Here is a 15,565-nt window from a genome sequence, read left to right as displayed (position 1 = left end):
GGTGCGTTCGGTGTCGTGTCATGTCGTGCACACAGCCGAGCCGAGATCCACCTCCTGTCTCCCCTGGGCGGGCTCCGCATTGTTCGGAGCTGCTATGGGTGGCGTCGCCTGGTCGCTGACCGTCTGGGCGCGCGCATACTGCGACGCGGGTTACGACGCCGGCGGACGCTTCGAACTCAACTTCCTGTTCCCGCTTGTTGTGGGAGCCGAAGCACTCGTTGGGCTCGTGGCCAGGGCCTTCGGCCGACGTCTGGTGCTTCGCGCGCCAACGGCGGTCCGCGTCTCACTGCCGACGCTGCTGGTGGTTGTTGCGACGGTGTGGTTGGCATGGTGGTTCTTCGCGACCCGGGGGACGCTGGACGGCTATCCCGGCGACTCTGGCCTCTGCCCCGCGAGTAACGTTCCGCCGTCGTGGCCTGACTGGATCCCCGTCTGATCAGCCACAACTGATCACCGGTAGCCGGGACTTGCGGCCGCCCATAGATCAACCATCGGACGGGGGTGGCTGCCGCGGTTGCGGTGCTGCGCTGTCGTACCGCAGGATCGCGATGGGGGTGGGGTGACCATGGAGCGTCATGTGTTGATGCGGCTGCTGGCCGGCGACGACGAGGCGTCCGCGGCGGCCCTGGCTGCCTTCCAGGGTGGTGCCACGTACGTTGTATGGGATGGGACTGTTCCCGCGGAACGGCATGCCGGGGTCTATGCACGCCGCCTTCGGCGTGTGCGGCTGCGGGGCATCGAACCTCTGGGGCTGGAACGAGCGGTGCAACTCCTCCGTGAGCATGGTCGGCCGGTGCGCGGAGGACTGATCGACTCCGCCGATCGGACATGGACCTTTCTGCTCTTCCTCACCGAAGACGCCAGCGCACTGGTGGCCTGCGCCGGCGTGCAGCGGGTGGTCGAGGAATCACCGCTTTAGGAGTTCGATCCGTCCCCGCTCCAGGTGCTGCTGATGGTCGGTGTGACGGCCAAGTGGGGGCGCTACAGTTCATGCCCGTACAACACACCACGGATGCGTATCTGCCCTGATGAGCGCACCCTGAGGGTATGAACGGCGGGAGCGTTGCAGGCCGACAGCGAGTCGCTGTGGGGCAGCCATGACCTCGGACCAGCCGCCGCCACCCGCAGGACCACCCGTGACACCACATTCAGGTGCGGTGACATCGAAGCGGATACACCCGCTGTTCGTGGCTCTCGTCGGCGTCGTCATAGGTGCTGGTGCGGTCGGTGCTGCTTGGGCCATTGCGGGTGGTAGCGGGCACACCGCGAAGGAGACCCCGGCGACCCCGACCAGCGTCACGCACCGAGCACCTGCCTCGTTCACCCTGACCGGAACGTTTGAACTGACTGATGAGGTCGTCGGTGATGGTGCGGGTGGCTGTAAGGGTGGCGACGGCTACAGCGACATCGTTCAGGGCACAGCGGTCACGGTGTACGACGCGGCGGGGACGGTGGTCGCTACCGGTTATCTCGGCGGGTCGACACGTGAGGGTGGCACATGTCGGTTCGACGTATCTGTCAGTGACGTGCCCACGGGCAGGCGGTTCTACAAGGTCGAGGTGTCTCACCGCGGGACTGTGCAGCTGACCGAGGGGGAGGCCAGGGCCGGAGGGTTCGGCGCCACGCTGGGCTGAACACGGGTTGGCGCTCAGCGCCAGTTACGGCAGCCAGGGCCCAGGTTGATGACCCGGGTCCTGGCTGTGCGTGGGGGCTGAGCAACCTCAGTCCGTTGTTCCCGGCTTCACCACCGTGCTCACGAAGTTGGCGATCGACCCGAGCGTCGCGCCCAGTGCCTCGATCTGCGGGAAGTGGGCCGCGTTCGCGATCGGGGCGAAGTGGCCGTTGGGGAAGGAGTCGGCGTAGCCGCGGCCGTACTTGAGGGGGGCTATGCCGTCTTCCTCGCCCCAGACGACCAGGACCGGGACCGTGACCCGGTGGAGGCGGCCGCGGAGTTTCGGGTCGTAGGTGAAGTGGTCGCCGCCGTAGATCGCGAGGGTCTTCTGGTTGGCGCCGGCCGCGGCTCGCTGTTCGTCGGTGAAGGAGGCGAAGTCGGGGCGGAACTCGGCGTTGGCGAAGGAGAGTTGGCTGATGTCTGAGGGGGCCATGGTGCGCGGGTCGACGACGCGGTTCTCGACCATGTGGGCGTGGATGCCTACCGCGTTCAGGAGGGTCAGGGCGCCGATACGGCCCTGGTTGTCGCGGAGGGCCATCTCTGCGGCGATCCAGCCGCCCACCGAGTTGCCGATCACCATGACGCCCTTGAGGTCCAGGGTGTCGAGCAGGTCCAGGTAGGCGATGGCCAGGTCGGCGACCGTGTCGAAGCGTTCCGGGCGGGGTGTGCCGTCGAAACCGGGGTGGGTCGGTGTCACGACGTACACGTGCTCGGAGAGGGCGGAAGAGATGCCGGCGACCGTTCGCGGGCCCGCGCCGCCGTGGAGTATCAGCACGCCGGTGCCCTCGGTGTTCTCGCCGAACTCCTGGATGGTGACGGTGAGTCCGCCGGGGAGGGCGACGGTGCGGGGGGAGGTGGGGGCGGCAGTGGGGGTGGCAGTGGGGGTGGTCATGGTGAGGTCCCTGTTCTTGTTCTCGCTTGCTGAGAGCTGACTCTCATTAAGGTAGGGGGTGGACTCTCTTTATGCAAGTTAACTCTTACGACGGGGGTTGCTTGTCCTGCGCGAGGGCTGTAGGGGGCGGCTACTGGCGGGCCGTGGGTCGCGGGTGCTCGACGGGTGTGCGGGCGGGTAGGCCGCACAGGAGGGTGTCGAGGTACAGGTCGCCTTCGCGTCGCTCGGCGGGCTCGTCGTCGACGCCGTGCCCGCCGAGCAGACGGGCGCGGCCACCGGCGTCAACACGATCCTCCGGACCATCGGCGCCGCCGGCGCCCAACTCGCCACCGCGATCGTCACGGGTTCGGGAGGTTCGGTGGGCGGAGGCTCGGCGGTGCCTATGGAATCGGGGTACGGCACCGCGTTCTACGCCGCGTCGGTGGCGGCCGCGGCTGCTTTGCTGATCTCCGTCGGGGCGAGGGGTGGGGCCCGGCCCGCGCCGCCGTACGGCCCGACACGTACACCCGTACCGGGCCGGTGAACCGAGGGGCGCCGTCGTCGGCACGGTTCCTGTTTCCGGTGCCCCCGAACGCATCCGGGGTCCGACGACAAGTACTGGGTGAGACCGTCGTCCGGCGGTCGGAAACGGAGGCTCGGTGAAACCGGATGAACCAGATCAATCGGATGAACCGGGTGACCGGCTACGTGGCGGCCTCCGCCGTCACCGGCGCCGCGACAGCGACCAGCGCGGCACCACCGCCGAGCACGGCCACGACGCCGAGCACGGCCACCATGTCGACTACGGCCGCGATGCCCAACACGGGGACAGCGAAGCCCAGTTGACGCGATCGGCGCACGGCGACTCGGCGGCCTTCACTCACCTTGTGAAGACCCATTCCTCCGCCCTGCACGGCTACTTCGCCCGGCGGATGCCCGCCGCGTCGGAGGATCTGCTCGCCGAGACCTGGTTGCAGGCGTTCGCCGCCCGGCGCACGTTCGACCCGGCGCGCGGTTCGGCGCGGGGCTGGCTGTTCGGGGTGGCCCACAACGTGCTCGCCCAGCACCTGCGGCGGGCGGGACGGCAAGAGCCCGCACCGGGACCGGATGTCACCGACCCCTGGCAGGTGGTGGACCAGCGGCTGGACGCCGCCGCGATGGCCCCCGCGCTGCGCAGAGCACTAGCCGAACTGCCGCCCGAAGAGCGGGAGTTGCTGCTCCTGATCGGCTGGGAGCAGCTCACCCCGACCGAGGCCGCAGCCGTCGTGGGCATCCCGGCGGGCACCGCCCGTTCGCGGCTGCACCGGGCCCGCGGCCGACTGCGCGACCGCCTCACGCTGCCCCACCCGGCGGGACGGAACCTGACCGCGACAGGAGACCTCGCATGACCACGTACGACGACACGGAGGCTGACGGTATGAACGAGCGAGGCGCACTGCTGGACTTCCCCGGTGCCGATGAACTGGCGACGGCGGGTCACGTCGAGCCGCTGTCGGAGCGGGCGTTGGCCAGGGTGCTGGCCGAGGTCGAGGCGGCCGTCGCGACGGAAGGGGCGGCCGTAACCACCAAGGGAGCGACCGGCGTTGTCGTCGCGATGCCGGAACGGCGGTTGCTCGGGCGGCAGTTCGGGCGTCGCCGGGCACTGATCGGGCTGCTGACCACAGCCGCGGTGGCGACCGGCGTGGTGACGTACGCCAACAGCGGCACGACCTCGGCGGGCACGGGTGCGCACAGCGAGGCCCGCGCGAACACCGCGTCCGTCTTCCTGGACGACATCTCCACGGTGGCCGCCAGCCAGTCGGCGGCCTCGGGGAAGTACTGGAAGATGCGGACGACGGTCGGCGACGAGTACATCTCGCAGTCCATGGACTACTACGTCGTCAACAGCGGCAAGGTGTACCGGAAGGGGCTGCGGCCCGACTGGCAGGTCGGGCCGAAGGACCTCGACTGGAAGGGGCTGGAGCAACTGACCACGGATTCGGGGAAGTTGCTCGGTCTGCTCCAGTCCCCGCCGCGGCCCAAGAGCATCTCGCCCTTCGATCAGGCGGTCACCCTGCTCACCGACTCCCCGGCGAGCCCGAAACTGCGGGCGGGGGTCTTCAAGGCGATGGGCGGCCTGAAGGGCGTCAAGCTGCTCGGCCAGGTCAAGGACAGTACTGGGCGCGGTGGTACGGCAGTTGAGTTCGCGGAGGCCAGGAGTCTCGGCCAGGTGATCATCGACCCGAAGACCAGCGCGATCCTGGAGTACACCTTCACGTGGACGGCCGGGCCCAGCAAGGGCAAGGTCACCCACGAGACGTTCCTGTCGACGGGCTTCACCGACAAGCTCGGCTGATACGGAACGGGTGGGCGGGGGCGTCCTCTCCTCACCCACCCGTGTTGGCATGGCCATGCCGTTCCCGCCCGGCACCAGCCTTCGACCATGCGCGGCGCCTCGGTCTCCTCGGGCAGGACCGTACGCCGACTGTTCGGCTCCGAGGGCTCAGCCGGTTCAGCCGGTGAATTCGTCGACGCCGAGGGCGAAGTCCCAGTGGCCGACCCCGTTGCCGGCGAGGCCCACCGTGACCAGGCCCATTCCTTCCAGCCAGTGCGCCATATTCAGGCCGCCGACGTCCAGCGGGCGCAGCCCGAGGCTCTCGATGAATGCCGCCACGTCCGCCTTGGCCTGCGCACTGTCGCCGGCGATGAAGACGTCGGGCCGGCCCTTCTCCAGGACATTGCGGAAGATGGTGTTGAACCCCTTCACCACGTCGGCGCCGGCCGGGGCCACCTTGGCGACTTCCTGCGCGATCGAGGTCTCCTCGCTGTGGGCCAGTCCGTCGAACGTGGCGTTGAAGGGGTTGCTGATGTCGACGATGACCTTGCCGGCGAGGGCGTCTCCGTACTCGGTGACGACCGGGACGACACCGTCGTACAACAGGGCCGTGATGACGATGTCTCCGGCCGGGACGGTGCCCCACTTGCCCGTCGTCGTGCCGCCGCCCAGAGCCCTGGCCAGGTCGTCGGCCTTGGACTGATCGCGTCCCATGACCTCGACGGTGTTGCCGCCCGCCACCGCGAGCGTGCCGATGGCGCGGGCCATGTTCCCCGTACCGATGAGGGTGATGCTGCTCATGAGGTGTGCTCTCTTCCTGTTCGTTCAGATGGCGGTGGTGCCGCCGTCGGTGACCAGTTCCAGGCCGTTGACGTAGCTGGAGTCGTCGGAGGCGAGGAACAGGGCGACGGTGGCGATCTCTTCGGGGCGGCCCATCTCTCCGCGGGGGATGAGGGACTCGAACGCGGCCCTGGTCGCCTCGTCGAACAGTTCTTCCTGTTTGGCGGTGGCGACCTGGCCGGGGGTCAGGACGTTGACCCGGATCCTGCGGTCGCGCAGTTCGTTGAGCCAGACGCGGGCCCAGGCCTGCTGGACGGCTTTGCTTCCCGCGTAGAGGCTCCAGCCGGGGAAGGCACCGAGGGAGGCGTTGGATCCGGTCATGAGGATCGAGCCGTTGTCGTTGATCAGCGGCAGCGCCTTCTGCACGGTGAACAGGGTGCCGCGCGCGTTGAGCCAGAAGGCGCGGTGGAACTGTTCTTCGGTGATCTCGCCGAGGACGGCGGATTCGCCCGTCCCGGCGCTGGCCCACAGCACGTCGATCGAGCCCTTTTCCCGCTTGACGGTGTCGTACAGGCGGTCCAGGTCGTCCAGTTCGGCCGCGTCACCCTGGACGGCGGTGATGTTGCGGCCGATCAGCCTGACGGCGTCGTCCAGCGCTTCCTGCCGCCGGGCCTGGATGAAGACGTGCGCTCCTTCCTCGACGAACAGCTTGGCGCCGGCCAGTGCCATGCCGGTGGATCCACCGGTGATCACCGCCACTTTTCCATCGAGCTTTCCCATGGCCACTCCGTTGAATTGATGGGTATCCGAATGAATCGATGGGTGTCCGAAACAGTGAGCCCGTGTCATTTCCCGAATCGTTGCGATTCGGGTCCCGGCCGTCAGCCGGCGGAGAAGTAATGGCCGTTGTCCAAATCGGCGAGCAGGCCGGGCCGAGCGGGTTCCCAGCCGAGGGTCCGGCGGGTGATGAGATGGGACGCCGGGTAGCTCTGCGTGACTATGTTCGCGAGGAATCCGAAATATCCCGGCACCATCAGTACGTCCGCGGGAACGCTTACGACGGGCAGGCCCAGCCGGCTGCCGATGGCCTCGGCGATCTCGCGGAACGGGATGCCCTCGTCCCCGACCGCGTGCCAGTACTTGCCGGCGGACCCCTTCTCCAGCGCCAAGCGGAACAAGGAGGCGACATCGCGGGCGTGCACGGCGTTCCACAGGTTCGCGCCGTCGCCGGGGTAGCCGACGAAACCCTTCTCCTTCGCGAGCGCGATCAGCACGGGGAGGAAGCCGGCGCGATCGGTCGTGCTGTGCGCGATGTTGGCGATCCGCACGATCGAGGACCGCACTCCCTGCTCGGCGAGGCCGATCACGGTGGTTTCCACGACGTTGCGGACCCGCAGGGTGCCCTTGTACTCGTCGCCGCCGGGAAGTGCCGGGTCCTCCTCGGTGACCGGTCGGCCCAGGTCCCCGCCCGAGCCTATGCTCCCCGCCGCGACCAGCGGCTTTCCGGTTCCCGCGAGTGCCTCGCCGTACGCGAGCATGATCGGGAGCTCCGCGGCGGCCACGGCGTCGAGCCCGCCGGAGGGAAGCAGGTCCTGCCTGTGCGCGACGTGGATGACGCCGTCGGAGTCCGCGGCCGCCTCCTTGAGCCCGTCGAGATCCTGGAGATCGCCGCGACGCACCTTCGCGCCGAGCGCGGACACCGCCGCCGCGGCGGTGTCCGACCGGGCCAGGCCGGTGACCTCGTGCCCGGCGGCGATGAGCTCGGGGATGATGTACGAACCGGAATGGCCGGTCCCGCCGGTGACGAAAACGCGCATGCTGCTGCTCCTTGTGGGTGCGCTCAGCTGAGAATGCTGACGCCGAGCGAGAAGTCGGTGTGCTGGACGGAGCGGGCGACGAGGCCCAGTTGCAACAGGGCGACGTTCACCAATGCCCGCGCCGTGGGCAGTTCCCCGGTGTCCATCGGGCGCAGCCAGGGCGCCATGTCCACCCCGTCGTTGTTGGCGGTCGTGTCGTCGACGTCGTCGAATTATTGAGCCGAATTATTGAACCGAATTCACGTGCCGGATTCATGTACCGAATTCATGTACCGAATTCTCTTCGGCCCCATCAGGTACCTATTCAGGTTGCCATTGGCCCGCGTCGGTGTCCAAGACTTCTTTTAGCCGTGGTGATACCCTGAATGCATCACCGGGCCGGGAGGCGTCATGGATCTGGATCTGGACCTGCGCAAACTGCGTTACTTCGTCGCCGTGGCCGACCGTTTGCACTTCGGCCGTGCCGCTGATGAGCTGCATATCGCGCAGCCGGTGCTCAGTCGGCAGATCCGCGCGCTGGAGCAGGATCTCGGCGCCTCGCTGTTCATCAGGGATCGCCACGGCGTGGCGCTGACCGACGCGGGCCGGCAACTGCAGGCCGACGCCGGTCCGCTGCTCGCCTCCACGCACGCGGTCCGCCGTCGGGTGACCGTGGCCGCCCGTGGCAGCCGGCGGCTGATGGTCGGTTTCCGGGCCGGCATCCCGGTCATCCCGGCGGCGCGGGCCTTCGAGGCCCGGCACCCGGACGTGGTCGTGGACGTGCAGCGGATCGAAGGGGACGACCAGGCCCCGATGCTGCTCGACGGCCGCATCGACGTCGCCTATGTGCGGCTGCCCATCGACGAGGCCGGCCTGCGCGTCACCCCGCTGTACACCGAGCCGCGGGTGGCGGTGCTGCCCGCCGGCCACCGGTTGGCCGGCAAGGAGGAGGTCACCGAGGCCGACCTGGCCGGCGAACCGCTGGTCTGGCATGCCGACCCGAGCACGCAGCCCACCAGGCGCCCGCACCCCAACGCCGGGTACCTGGTGCGCGGGGTGGACGAGACGCTTGAGCATGTCGCGGCCGGCCGGGGCATCTCGTTCCTGGCCCGTTCGGCGACCGTGTTCTCCTCACATCCGGACGTCGTCTATGTGCCCATCCCGGAGCTGGCGCCCGAACAGGTGTGCCTTGCGGTGGCGGCATCGCGCACCTCGCCGGTGGTCGACGACTTCGTCACCGCGGCTCAGGCGACGGCCGAGATCACGGCGGAATGTGGGAACTATGAAATGTGGCAGCTGGGAGGCGATGCCGTTTCATAATGCTGGCCTCGATCTTTCGTGACGGCTCGTCAGTTCAACTGGCGGGCTGTTTCGGCTGGCTGTCGGGCTGGTGATGGGCATGCCGGTGGCCCGGCTGTCGCGTCGGGTGGGCGCCGGGTTCCACGGCTCCGGCGGGATGGTGCTGCTCGCAGGGACGGGAGAGTGCTGGTCAGCCGGGGTTCGGGAGCGTGTCGAGTCGGGCCGGGGCTTCCGTGATCAGGTGGGTCCGGGGCCAGTGCTTCGCGAGGCGGAGGATGTGCCGTCGGCCGGTGGTGACGAGCTGGGCGGTGGTCGAGAACAGCCGCAGCCGCAGGCGGCGGGGTTCCCACAGGCGGGCCTTGCCGGTCAGGGCGAGCATCGGCATCCAGGCCGGCAGGTCGAGCGCGATCTGGACGATCTCCAGCCAGATCTGGTTCTGTGCGGTGTCGTGGAGGGGGAGGTTGCGCAGGCCGGTGGCGCGGGCGGCGCGGATACGGTCCTCGGCTCTGGCGCGCAGGCGGTGACGCAGTTCGAGTGCGGCGATCGGCAGGTTCTTGGTGTTGGTGGCGAAGCAGGTCAGGCGCATGCCGTCGGCGTCCGTGAAGCGCAACTGGGCGCCCGGGTGCGGGCGTTCCTTGCGCACGATCAGCCGCATCCCCGCCGGCCGGCCTTTGAGACAGTCGCCGTCGAATTCGGCCACCCAGGATCCGTCGCGGATCTCATTGCCCGGCTCGACGGCGACCGTCCGGGCGGTGGCCGGGATGCGGAGCACCGCGGCATGGATGGCGTCGGTGATGGTCATGCCGACCGAGTACGACAGCCATCGGCCGCGCCTCGCGAGCCAGGCCACGAACTCGTGGGTGCCGCCGGCGGAGTCGGTACGGATCAGTGTCTGCCGGCCGCGCCGGTACTTCTTGGGCAGCTGGGCCAGGGCGAGTTGGGTGGTGGTGATGTGGTCGGCGGCGGTGTTGCTGCCCGCGTTGCCCGGCCGCGGCAGACCGGCGACCGGTTCCCCGCTGCCGCCTCGGCCGTGGTCGACGAAGCCCATCAGCGGGTGGTGGCCGAAGGTCTTCTTCCAGGTGGCGGTGGCGTCCTGCTTGTCGGAGTGCGCGATGACGAGCACGCCGTCGAGGTCCACGATCAGCTGCCCGCCTGAGTCGGGAGCGGACGGGCCGGCCAACTTCCATACCCGTTCGCGGACTTCGGCCCGTGCAGTCCTGATCGCCTCAAGCGCCTTCGGCCCGGCCGAGGCGAGGGCGTCGACGAGGCGGGAGACCGTCGGGTCGGAGGCCACCGGCCCGAACACGCCCGGCTCGGCTCGCAGCATGCCCACGTCCGCGAGGCAGTCCCCGCCCAGCGCGACTGACAGGGCCACGTCCAGCGGGATCTTGCCCGGGTCGTGCATCGTCCGCGGCTTGCGCCACGGTGCCAGTGCCGCCGATATCGCCTGATCCAAGCCGGTCTTGCGGACGGTCTTCACCAGCAGCACGCCGCCCGCCTGGCTGACAACTGCCCGCCCGCCGCCCTCGACGCGGACACGCGGATAGGACCCGATAGGCTTCTTCACCTGGGAAGTGCTTCTTTCCTCGCAACCGACAGGACCTTCGACAAGCCCTATCGTTGCAGGTCAGGAGCACTCTCCACTTATCTGATCAAGGTCTGGACGAGCTCGTTCGTGACGCCCGAGGTTAGGCTGAGTCGGCCAGCTTGGTAGCGATCTCGTGGAGATGACGCAGCACCATGGAGATATCCCTGCGTGAAACTCAGGCCCCTGACTTGCCCATCTTCTGGGAGCACCTGACGGACCCGGAGATGCAGCACATGGCGGCCGCTACGAGGAAGTACCACTATGACCGTGGCCACTTCGATCAGTACTGGGCCAAAGTGCGGTCCGATACAGCAAGGCTCTTGCGAACCGTTCTCGCCGACGGCGTCGTGGCAGGGCACGCCGTCGTAGCCGGGTCGCCCTCCGAGCGGGAGGTCTCCTATGTCATCGGGAGGGCTCACTGGGGTCGAGGCATCGCCTCGCAGGCGCTCGCTGAGCTGATCGAGCTGGAGGGCACCCGGCCGCTGCACGCCACCGCCGCCGCTGACAACGCCGGTTCCATCCGCGTCCTGGAGAAGTGCGGCTTCGTCATGACAGGTCGCAGCCGTCACTTTGCGCGGGCGCGGGGCCAGGAAATCGATGTCGTGCACTTGACGCTGAACTGAGCAAGAGGGTCCTGGCGGCCTCTCATTCGGCCCAACGCGACGTTGTGCAGGCGAGGCTGCTGCGGGCTCAGGCACAGTTTCCCTCGGCTTTCACCTCAGGAGTGCAACGTTCTTGACGGCGACCAGGGGCCCGGACAAGTTCATCCTCCCTGGCCAGAGGCACTCCGTACCTCCTTAACCAGGCTCCGGGCCGGTCGGTACGCGAAAGCACGAGGCTAGGGCGTCAGGTCATCGTGCTAGGCGTCAGGCAGCGAAGCCGCCAGGTCCTCCCAGGCCTCGTGCACGTCCTCCCCGACCATCCCGAACTGCGTGATGACAGCGACGCATCGACCGTCCTCGTCGTCGAGTTCGAGCGCCGAGGTCGGACCGTGGGCAGCTGCCGAGCGGACGAGATGGCACGCCCGGACGGCGGCCAGGTCGATCTCCACCGAACTCTCCGCGAGCGCCGCGAACACCCGTCCGCCTACGGTCCGATCGGTGACGTGGACCCGGCCGGCGCACGCCTGCATGACCGCCGGGGCGAACACCGCGACCCCGATGGGCAGTCCGACGGAACAGACGTGGTCGAGAACCGACGCCACCACGTCGACGTCGATCGGCCGGTGCTCGCCGCCGCGACAGCGGTCGAAGGCCGCGCGCCGGGCGAGGCCACCGTCCGCCAACACCGCGTCCAGCTGGGCGAGTTGATCGCCGTGCTCCCACGCCGGAACCTCGGGAGGCGCGGACTCTACGGCGGCCCGCGCGCCGGCGTTGACCGTGGGCGCCAGGCCGACCAGCAGCCGGTCCCCCTCGGAGAGCAACCGCCCCTGGTGCACGGTCCGGCCCTCTGCGTCGATCAAGCGCACGCTGCCGCCCCGCCGCGCGCCGCAGCACCCTTCGAACGCGCGATGCCGGTAGGGGGTGTTGTGGTCAGCCATGCTCAATACAGGTCCCGTACATAGCGCTTGGCCCGCCTCGCTGCTGGCGGTCTAGAGCTCGCCCGGGAGGGCCGCGTACCAGGGGCTGCACGGCATGCGGCGCCCCGATTTCGTGGACGCCGCCAGCTGAACCTGTCCCTCTGCTTCCTTCTGCCTACTTCCTTGCCCCGGCGCAGAGTTCGGTGTCGATCAGCGCGTTCTGCGCCGTCTCCGTCGACAGGTCGGGCGCGCCGTCGCCCGTCGCCTCCAGGACCACGGTCCGGCGGCCGTCCGCGCTGACTCCGTCGCGGGTGGTGTAGCCCATCAGGTCACCGGCGTGGCTGTAGTAGACGCCGCCGCAGGTCAAGGGGAGTTCCATCAGGCCCAGGCCGTAACGGGCGCCGGGCCACACGGGGTCGAGGGAGGCGGCTCGTACCGTTGTCTTCATCTCGGCGAGCTGGGCCGGGTGCAGCAGCCTGCCGCTCAGGAGGGCCGAGAAGAAGCGGGTGAGGTCGCCGGTCGTGCTGATCATCGCGCCGGCCGAACCGGCGGCCGTCGGGTTGACGTCGGTGACGTCGATGGTCGGGCCGGTGTCGCCGAAGTCCGAGTAGCCGTGCAGGTGTTGGCCGGGGATACGGGACGAGGTGTCGGGGGCCGAGGTGTCGTGCAGGCCCAGTGGACGGATGATGCGCCGGGTGACCTCCTGCTGCCAGGTGTGGCCGGTGGCCTTCTGGATGATCATTCCGGCGACGATGTAGTTCGTGTTGGAGTACTCCCACTGGGTGCCCGGCGCGAAGTCCGGGGCGTGGCGCATCGCGATGCCGACCAGCTGTTGTGGCGTCCAGGTGGTGTAGCGGTCCGCCTCGAAGTCCGCCACCGAGCTGATCTCGGGGAAGTCGGCGGTGTAGTTGAACAGTCCGCTGGTGTGGTTCAGCAACTGCCTTACGGTGATGGCGTTTCCGTCGTTGCCGTTCCCGGACACCACGCCGGGCAGCCAGTGTTCGACCGTGTCGTCCAGCGATACCCGTCCCTCGCCCACCAGTTGGAGCATCACCGTCGCCACGAAGGCCTTGGTGCTGCTCGCGATCCGGAACCTGTCGGTGACGCGGGCCGCCCGGCCGGTCGCGGTGTCCGAGACTCCGGTGGTGGCGTAACGCCGTCCGTCCGGACCCGTCGACTGGGCCACGACAGCGGCGGTTCCCGTCTTCTGGATGGCGTCCACGCTCTGCTGGAGCGTCGTGGTGCGCTGTCGGGACTCCGTGGTGCGCTGTCGGGACTCCGTGGCGCTCGCCATGGGTGTCGCGAGGCCGAGTCCTACGGCGGCCAGTGCGGCTGCGGCGGTGAGCTGACGGAACGTCATCATGGGCTGTTCCCTTGGGAGTTGGTGGTCACCCGCATCGGCTTGCGGTGTGTTCACCAACCTAGGGAGACAGCACGCGGTGATCTATCCAGCCCGCGGGCCGGTCCGCCGTACAGCCAGCTGTACCAAGGACCTGGGGCTGGCATCAGGGGCTGGCATCAGGTCAGCCGCCGTAGATCCTCCAGGTACCGCAGAACCGCCGCGACCCGGCGGTCCACCTGGTCCGTGGGGGACAGGTCGAGCTTGGCGAAGATGCTGCGGATGTGTTTGTGGACGGCGCCGTCGGTGACGACGAGCTTCCCGGCGATGGCGGAGTTGCCCAATCCCTCGGCCATCAGGGCGAGTACGTCCCGTTCGCGCGGGCTGAGCCGGTCGAGGCGGGTGTCCTGGCGGGAGCGGGTGAAGAGCTGGGCGACGACCTCCGGGTCGATGGCGGTGCCGCCGGCCGCCACGCGGTGCAGCGCGTCGAGGAACTCCTCGACCCGGCCCACCCGTTCCTTGAGCAGATAGCCGAGCCCGCTCACCCCGCCGCCGAGAAGCTCGGTGGCGAAGCTCTGCTCCACGTATGCCGACAGCACCAGCACCGCCAGGTCGGGTCGCCGTCGCCGGGCCTCGACCGCGGCGACGATGCCCTCGTCGGTGTGGGTCGGCGGCATCCGTACGTCGAGGATGGCGACGTCCGGTTTGTGGACGTCGATGGCGTCGAGAGCCTCGTCCGGGGTGCCGGCGGTGGCCACCACGTCCAGTCCCTCGGCGCGCAGCAGCAGGGCGAGGCCCTCGCGCAGCAACGCGTCGTCCTCGGCGATCACGATCCGCATGTCAGCCACGCTCCACAGCTCGCACTCCACAGCTCAAGTTCCGCATCGCAGGCTCTCTTTGCTCGTCACGATCCCCAACTCACCGGCCACAAGGGAGATCTACGGTGAGGACGGTCGGACCGCCCGGCGGGCTGGTCAGGGTGAGGTCGCCGTCATGCGCGGCGATACGGCGGCGGATGCCGGCGAGGCCGGAGCCACCCTCCGCATCCGCGCCGCCCCGGCCGTCGTCCTCCACCGACAGCGTCAGTCGGCCGCCGCTTCCACGTGCCGTGACGACGGCGTGCCGCGCCCCGCTGTGCTTGGCGATGTTGGTCAGGGCCTCGGCGACGACGAAGTAGGCCGTCGCCTCCACGGAGGCCGCGCAGCGTGCGGGGACGTCCACGTCGATCCGGCACGGCACCGCGCAGTCCGCCGCGAGTCCGGAGAGCGCGCCCGCGAGCCCCCGGTCGGCCAGTACCGGCGGCAGGATGCCGCGCGCGACCGTCCGCAGTTCGGCCAGCGCCATCTCGGCGGCGGACTGGGCGCGTTCGAGGAGTTCGTCGGCGCCCGCCGGGTCACGGGCCACCATGCGGCGGGCGGCCCCGAGCAACACGGCCACGGAGACAAGGCGGTTCTGCGCGCCGTCGTGCAACGAGCGCTCGATACGCCGGAGTTCGGTGGCGTGGGCGTCGAGCGCGGCGGCTCGGGTGGCGGTCAACTCCGCGACGCGCAGGGAGAGATCGACGTCGGGACCGGCCGCGAGGAGGTGCCGTCCGGGCCCCGCCTGCAACCGGGCCATGCCGGGCGCCAGCCCCAGGATGATGGCGATCCAGCCCACGCCCAGCAGTGCCACGGCGAGGGCGTCCGGCCAGGTGTGCGCGTTGCCGATGCCGAGCGACGTGGCCGTCGTGTTCGCCGGCATGAACGTCCAGTACAGCGGGAACGCGCTGTCCCGCACGGCCGTGATCGGCAGCAGCACACCGAGCAGCCCGAGCAGCAGACCCAGGGTGGAGTGCCGTAGCAGCCACCGCAGTTCGCGGTGGGTGGTGGGGTCGGCGAGGGCGAGTCGTAGGCGGGTGGGCGGGGGCTGCGGCGCTACGACCTCGGGGCCCCAGCGGGCGAGGCGGTCGCGCTCCCGGCCGGAAAGGGCGTGCAGGGCGCGCAGCGGCGCGGGTGCCATGAGCAGCCCCACCCCGACCACGCTCGTCACGGCGGTGAGGGCCAGCCAGAACAGCAACAGGGCGGCGAGCACAGCTGTGTTGAGCCCGGAGGCGAGCTGGGCGATGGCTCGGCCGGCGGCGCTCAGGGTCCGTAGCGCGATGCCCTTGAAGCGCTCGCGTGGCGCGGCTGCCCCGGCGCCCGCCCCACCGCCCGCCTCGCTCGTGCTCGCTGTCATGCGAACGACCCTATGCCGTACGGGAGTTCTTCGTGGCGGAGGAAGAGGGGAGTACAGCCTGCTGTACCCCGAACCGGGCGGGCTGCGGGATCCGCCGCGAGGGGTGCTGATCCATAGCGTCGGTGACGACAGCCGGACCCCCGGAACGCACCGCGCAGCACCACGGGAGAAGC

At 69.4% G+C, this 15,565-nt stretch carries 19 protein-coding genes; 8 read left to right on the top strand and 11 right to left on the bottom strand.

Going from position 1 to position 15,565, the window contains the following annotated elements:
• Positions 1-94: 94 nt before the first annotated feature.
• The 3 genes from OG194_RS22380 to OG194_RS22370 all read left to right on the top strand — a co-directional run bounded on the left by OG194_RS22380 (position 95) and on the right by OG194_RS22370 (position 1,634).
• Positions 95-436 (top strand): hypothetical protein, encoded by a 342-nt coding sequence (locus OG194_RS22380; RefSeq protein ID WP_327402598.1) that lies wholly within the window; start codon positions 95-97, stop codon positions 434-436.
• 129 nt (positions 437-565) lie between these two features.
• Complete coding sequence (locus tag OG194_RS22375; RefSeq protein WP_327402597.1) at positions 566-919, top strand: hypothetical protein; 354 nt, start codon at positions 566-568, stop codon at positions 917-919.
• Positions 920-1,157: 238 nt separating this feature from the next.
• Complete coding sequence (locus tag OG194_RS22370) at positions 1,158-1,634, top strand: hypothetical protein (protein ID WP_327402596.1); 477 nt, start codon at positions 1,158-1,160, stop codon at positions 1,632-1,634.
• Positions 1,635-1,721: 87 nt separating this feature from the next.
• Here the strand turns inward: OG194_RS22370 and OG194_RS22365 are convergent, their stop codons facing one another.
• Positions 1,722-2,564: an alpha/beta fold hydrolase gene (locus tag OG194_RS22365; protein ID WP_327402595.1), complete on the bottom strand. Its 843-nt coding sequence runs from the start codon at positions 2,562-2,564 to the stop codon at positions 1,722-1,724.
• 247 nt (positions 2,565-2,811) lie between these two features.
• Between OG194_RS22365 and OG194_RS22360 the strand changes: the two genes are divergently transcribed.
• Positions 2,812-3,087 carry a hypothetical protein gene (locus tag OG194_RS22360; protein ID WP_327402594.1) on the top strand — a complete coding sequence of 92 codons (276 nt, stop codon included), beginning with the start codon at positions 2,812-2,814 and terminating at the stop codon, positions 3,085-3,087.
• Between the two features lie 160 nt (positions 3,088-3,247).
• Here OG194_RS22360 and OG194_RS22355 read toward each other — a convergent pair whose 3' ends face one another.
• Positions 3,248-3,427, bottom strand: coding sequence for a hypothetical protein (locus OG194_RS22355; RefSeq protein WP_327402593.1), 180 nt, complete (start codon positions 3,425-3,427; stop codon positions 3,248-3,250).
• Between the two features lie 3 nt (positions 3,428-3,430).
• On the opposite strand from OG194_RS22355, the gene OG194_RS22350 reads away from it, so the two are divergent.
• Positions 3,431-3,931 carry an RNA polymerase sigma factor gene (locus OG194_RS22350; protein WP_327402592.1) on the top strand — a complete coding sequence of 167 codons (501 nt, stop codon included), beginning with the start codon at positions 3,431-3,433 and terminating at the stop codon, positions 3,929-3,931.
• The gene (locus OG194_RS22345; RefSeq protein ID WP_327402591.1) at positions 3,928-4,878 is read left to right on the top strand and encodes a hypothetical protein; all 951 of its coding nucleotides are present in this window, start codon (positions 3,928-3,930) and stop codon (positions 4,876-4,878) included. Before OG194_RS22350 ends, OG194_RS22345 begins: the two co-directional genes overlap by 4 nt.
• 156 nt (positions 4,879-5,034) lie before the next feature.
• Here the strand turns inward: OG194_RS22345 and OG194_RS22340 are convergent, their stop codons facing one another.
• The 4 genes from OG194_RS22340 to OG194_RS22325 form a co-directional block, all read right to left on the bottom strand.
• Entirely contained in the window at positions 5,035-5,658 is a 624-nt protein-coding gene (locus OG194_RS22340; RefSeq protein WP_327402590.1) for an NADPH-dependent F420 reductase, read from the bottom strand.
• A gap of 24 nt (positions 5,659-5,682) precedes the next feature.
• Positions 5,683-6,417, bottom strand: a complete 735-nt coding sequence (locus OG194_RS22335) for an SDR family NAD(P)-dependent oxidoreductase (protein WP_327402589.1) — start codon at positions 6,415-6,417, stop codon at positions 5,683-5,685.
• A 101-nt stretch (positions 6,418-6,518) separates the two neighbouring features.
• Positions 6,519-7,454 carry an SDR family oxidoreductase gene (locus tag OG194_RS22330; RefSeq protein WP_327402588.1) on the bottom strand — a complete coding sequence of 312 codons (936 nt, stop codon included), beginning with the start codon at positions 7,452-7,454 and terminating at the stop codon, positions 6,519-6,521.
• A gap of 23 nt (positions 7,455-7,477) precedes the next feature.
• Positions 7,478-7,621, bottom strand: a complete 144-nt coding sequence (locus OG194_RS22325; protein WP_327402587.1) for a hypothetical protein — start codon at positions 7,619-7,621, stop codon at positions 7,478-7,480.
• A 229-nt stretch (positions 7,622-7,850) separates the two neighbouring features.
• Between OG194_RS22325 and OG194_RS22320 the strand changes: the two genes are divergently transcribed.
• Positions 7,851-8,753: a LysR family transcriptional regulator gene (locus OG194_RS22320; protein WP_327407165.1), complete on the top strand. Its 903-nt coding sequence runs from the start codon at positions 7,851-7,853 to the stop codon at positions 8,751-8,753.
• A gap of 169 nt (positions 8,754-8,922) precedes the next feature.
• Here OG194_RS22320 and OG194_RS22315 read toward each other — a convergent pair whose 3' ends face one another.
• Positions 8,923-10,299, bottom strand: a complete 1,377-nt coding sequence (locus tag OG194_RS22315; protein WP_327402586.1) for an IS1380 family transposase — start codon at positions 10,297-10,299, stop codon at positions 8,923-8,925.
• Between the two features lie 173 nt (positions 10,300-10,472).
• Here OG194_RS22315 and OG194_RS22310 point away from each other — a divergent pair, with 173 nt between their 5' ends.
• Positions 10,473-10,943: a GNAT family N-acetyltransferase gene (locus OG194_RS22310; protein WP_327402585.1), complete on the top strand. Its 471-nt coding sequence runs from the start codon at positions 10,473-10,475 to the stop codon at positions 10,941-10,943.
• A gap of 236 nt (positions 10,944-11,179) precedes the next feature.
• Here OG194_RS22310 and OG194_RS22305 read toward each other — a convergent pair whose 3' ends face one another.
• The 4 genes from OG194_RS22305 to OG194_RS22290 all read right to left on the bottom strand — a co-directional run bounded on the left by OG194_RS22305 (position 11,180) and on the right by OG194_RS22290 (position 15,392).
• Positions 11,180-11,860, bottom strand: coding sequence for a hypothetical protein (locus tag OG194_RS22305; RefSeq protein ID WP_327402584.1), 681 nt, complete (start codon positions 11,858-11,860; stop codon positions 11,180-11,182).
• 154 nt (positions 11,861-12,014) lie between these two features.
• Positions 12,015-13,202 (bottom strand): serine hydrolase domain-containing protein, encoded by a 1,188-nt coding sequence (locus OG194_RS22300; RefSeq protein ID WP_327402583.1) that lies wholly within the window; start codon positions 13,200-13,202, stop codon positions 12,015-12,017.
• Between the two features lie 155 nt (positions 13,203-13,357).
• Positions 13,358-14,017 carry a response regulator transcription factor gene (locus OG194_RS22295; RefSeq protein WP_327402582.1) on the bottom strand — a complete coding sequence of 220 codons (660 nt, stop codon included), beginning with the start codon at positions 14,015-14,017 and terminating at the stop codon, positions 13,358-13,360.
• Positions 14,018-14,096: 79 nt separating this feature from the next.
• Positions 14,097-15,392, bottom strand: coding sequence for a sensor histidine kinase (locus OG194_RS22290; protein WP_327402581.1), 1,296 nt, complete (start codon positions 15,390-15,392; stop codon positions 14,097-14,099).
• Between the last annotated feature and the right edge of the window lie 173 nt (positions 15,393-15,565).

Source organism: Streptomyces sp. NBC_01288, from assembly GCF_035982055.1.
Taxonomy (GTDB): Bacteria; Actinomycetota; Actinomycetes; order Streptomycetales; family Streptomycetaceae; genus Streptomyces.
This window is presented reverse-complemented; position numbering and strand designations above follow the sequence as displayed.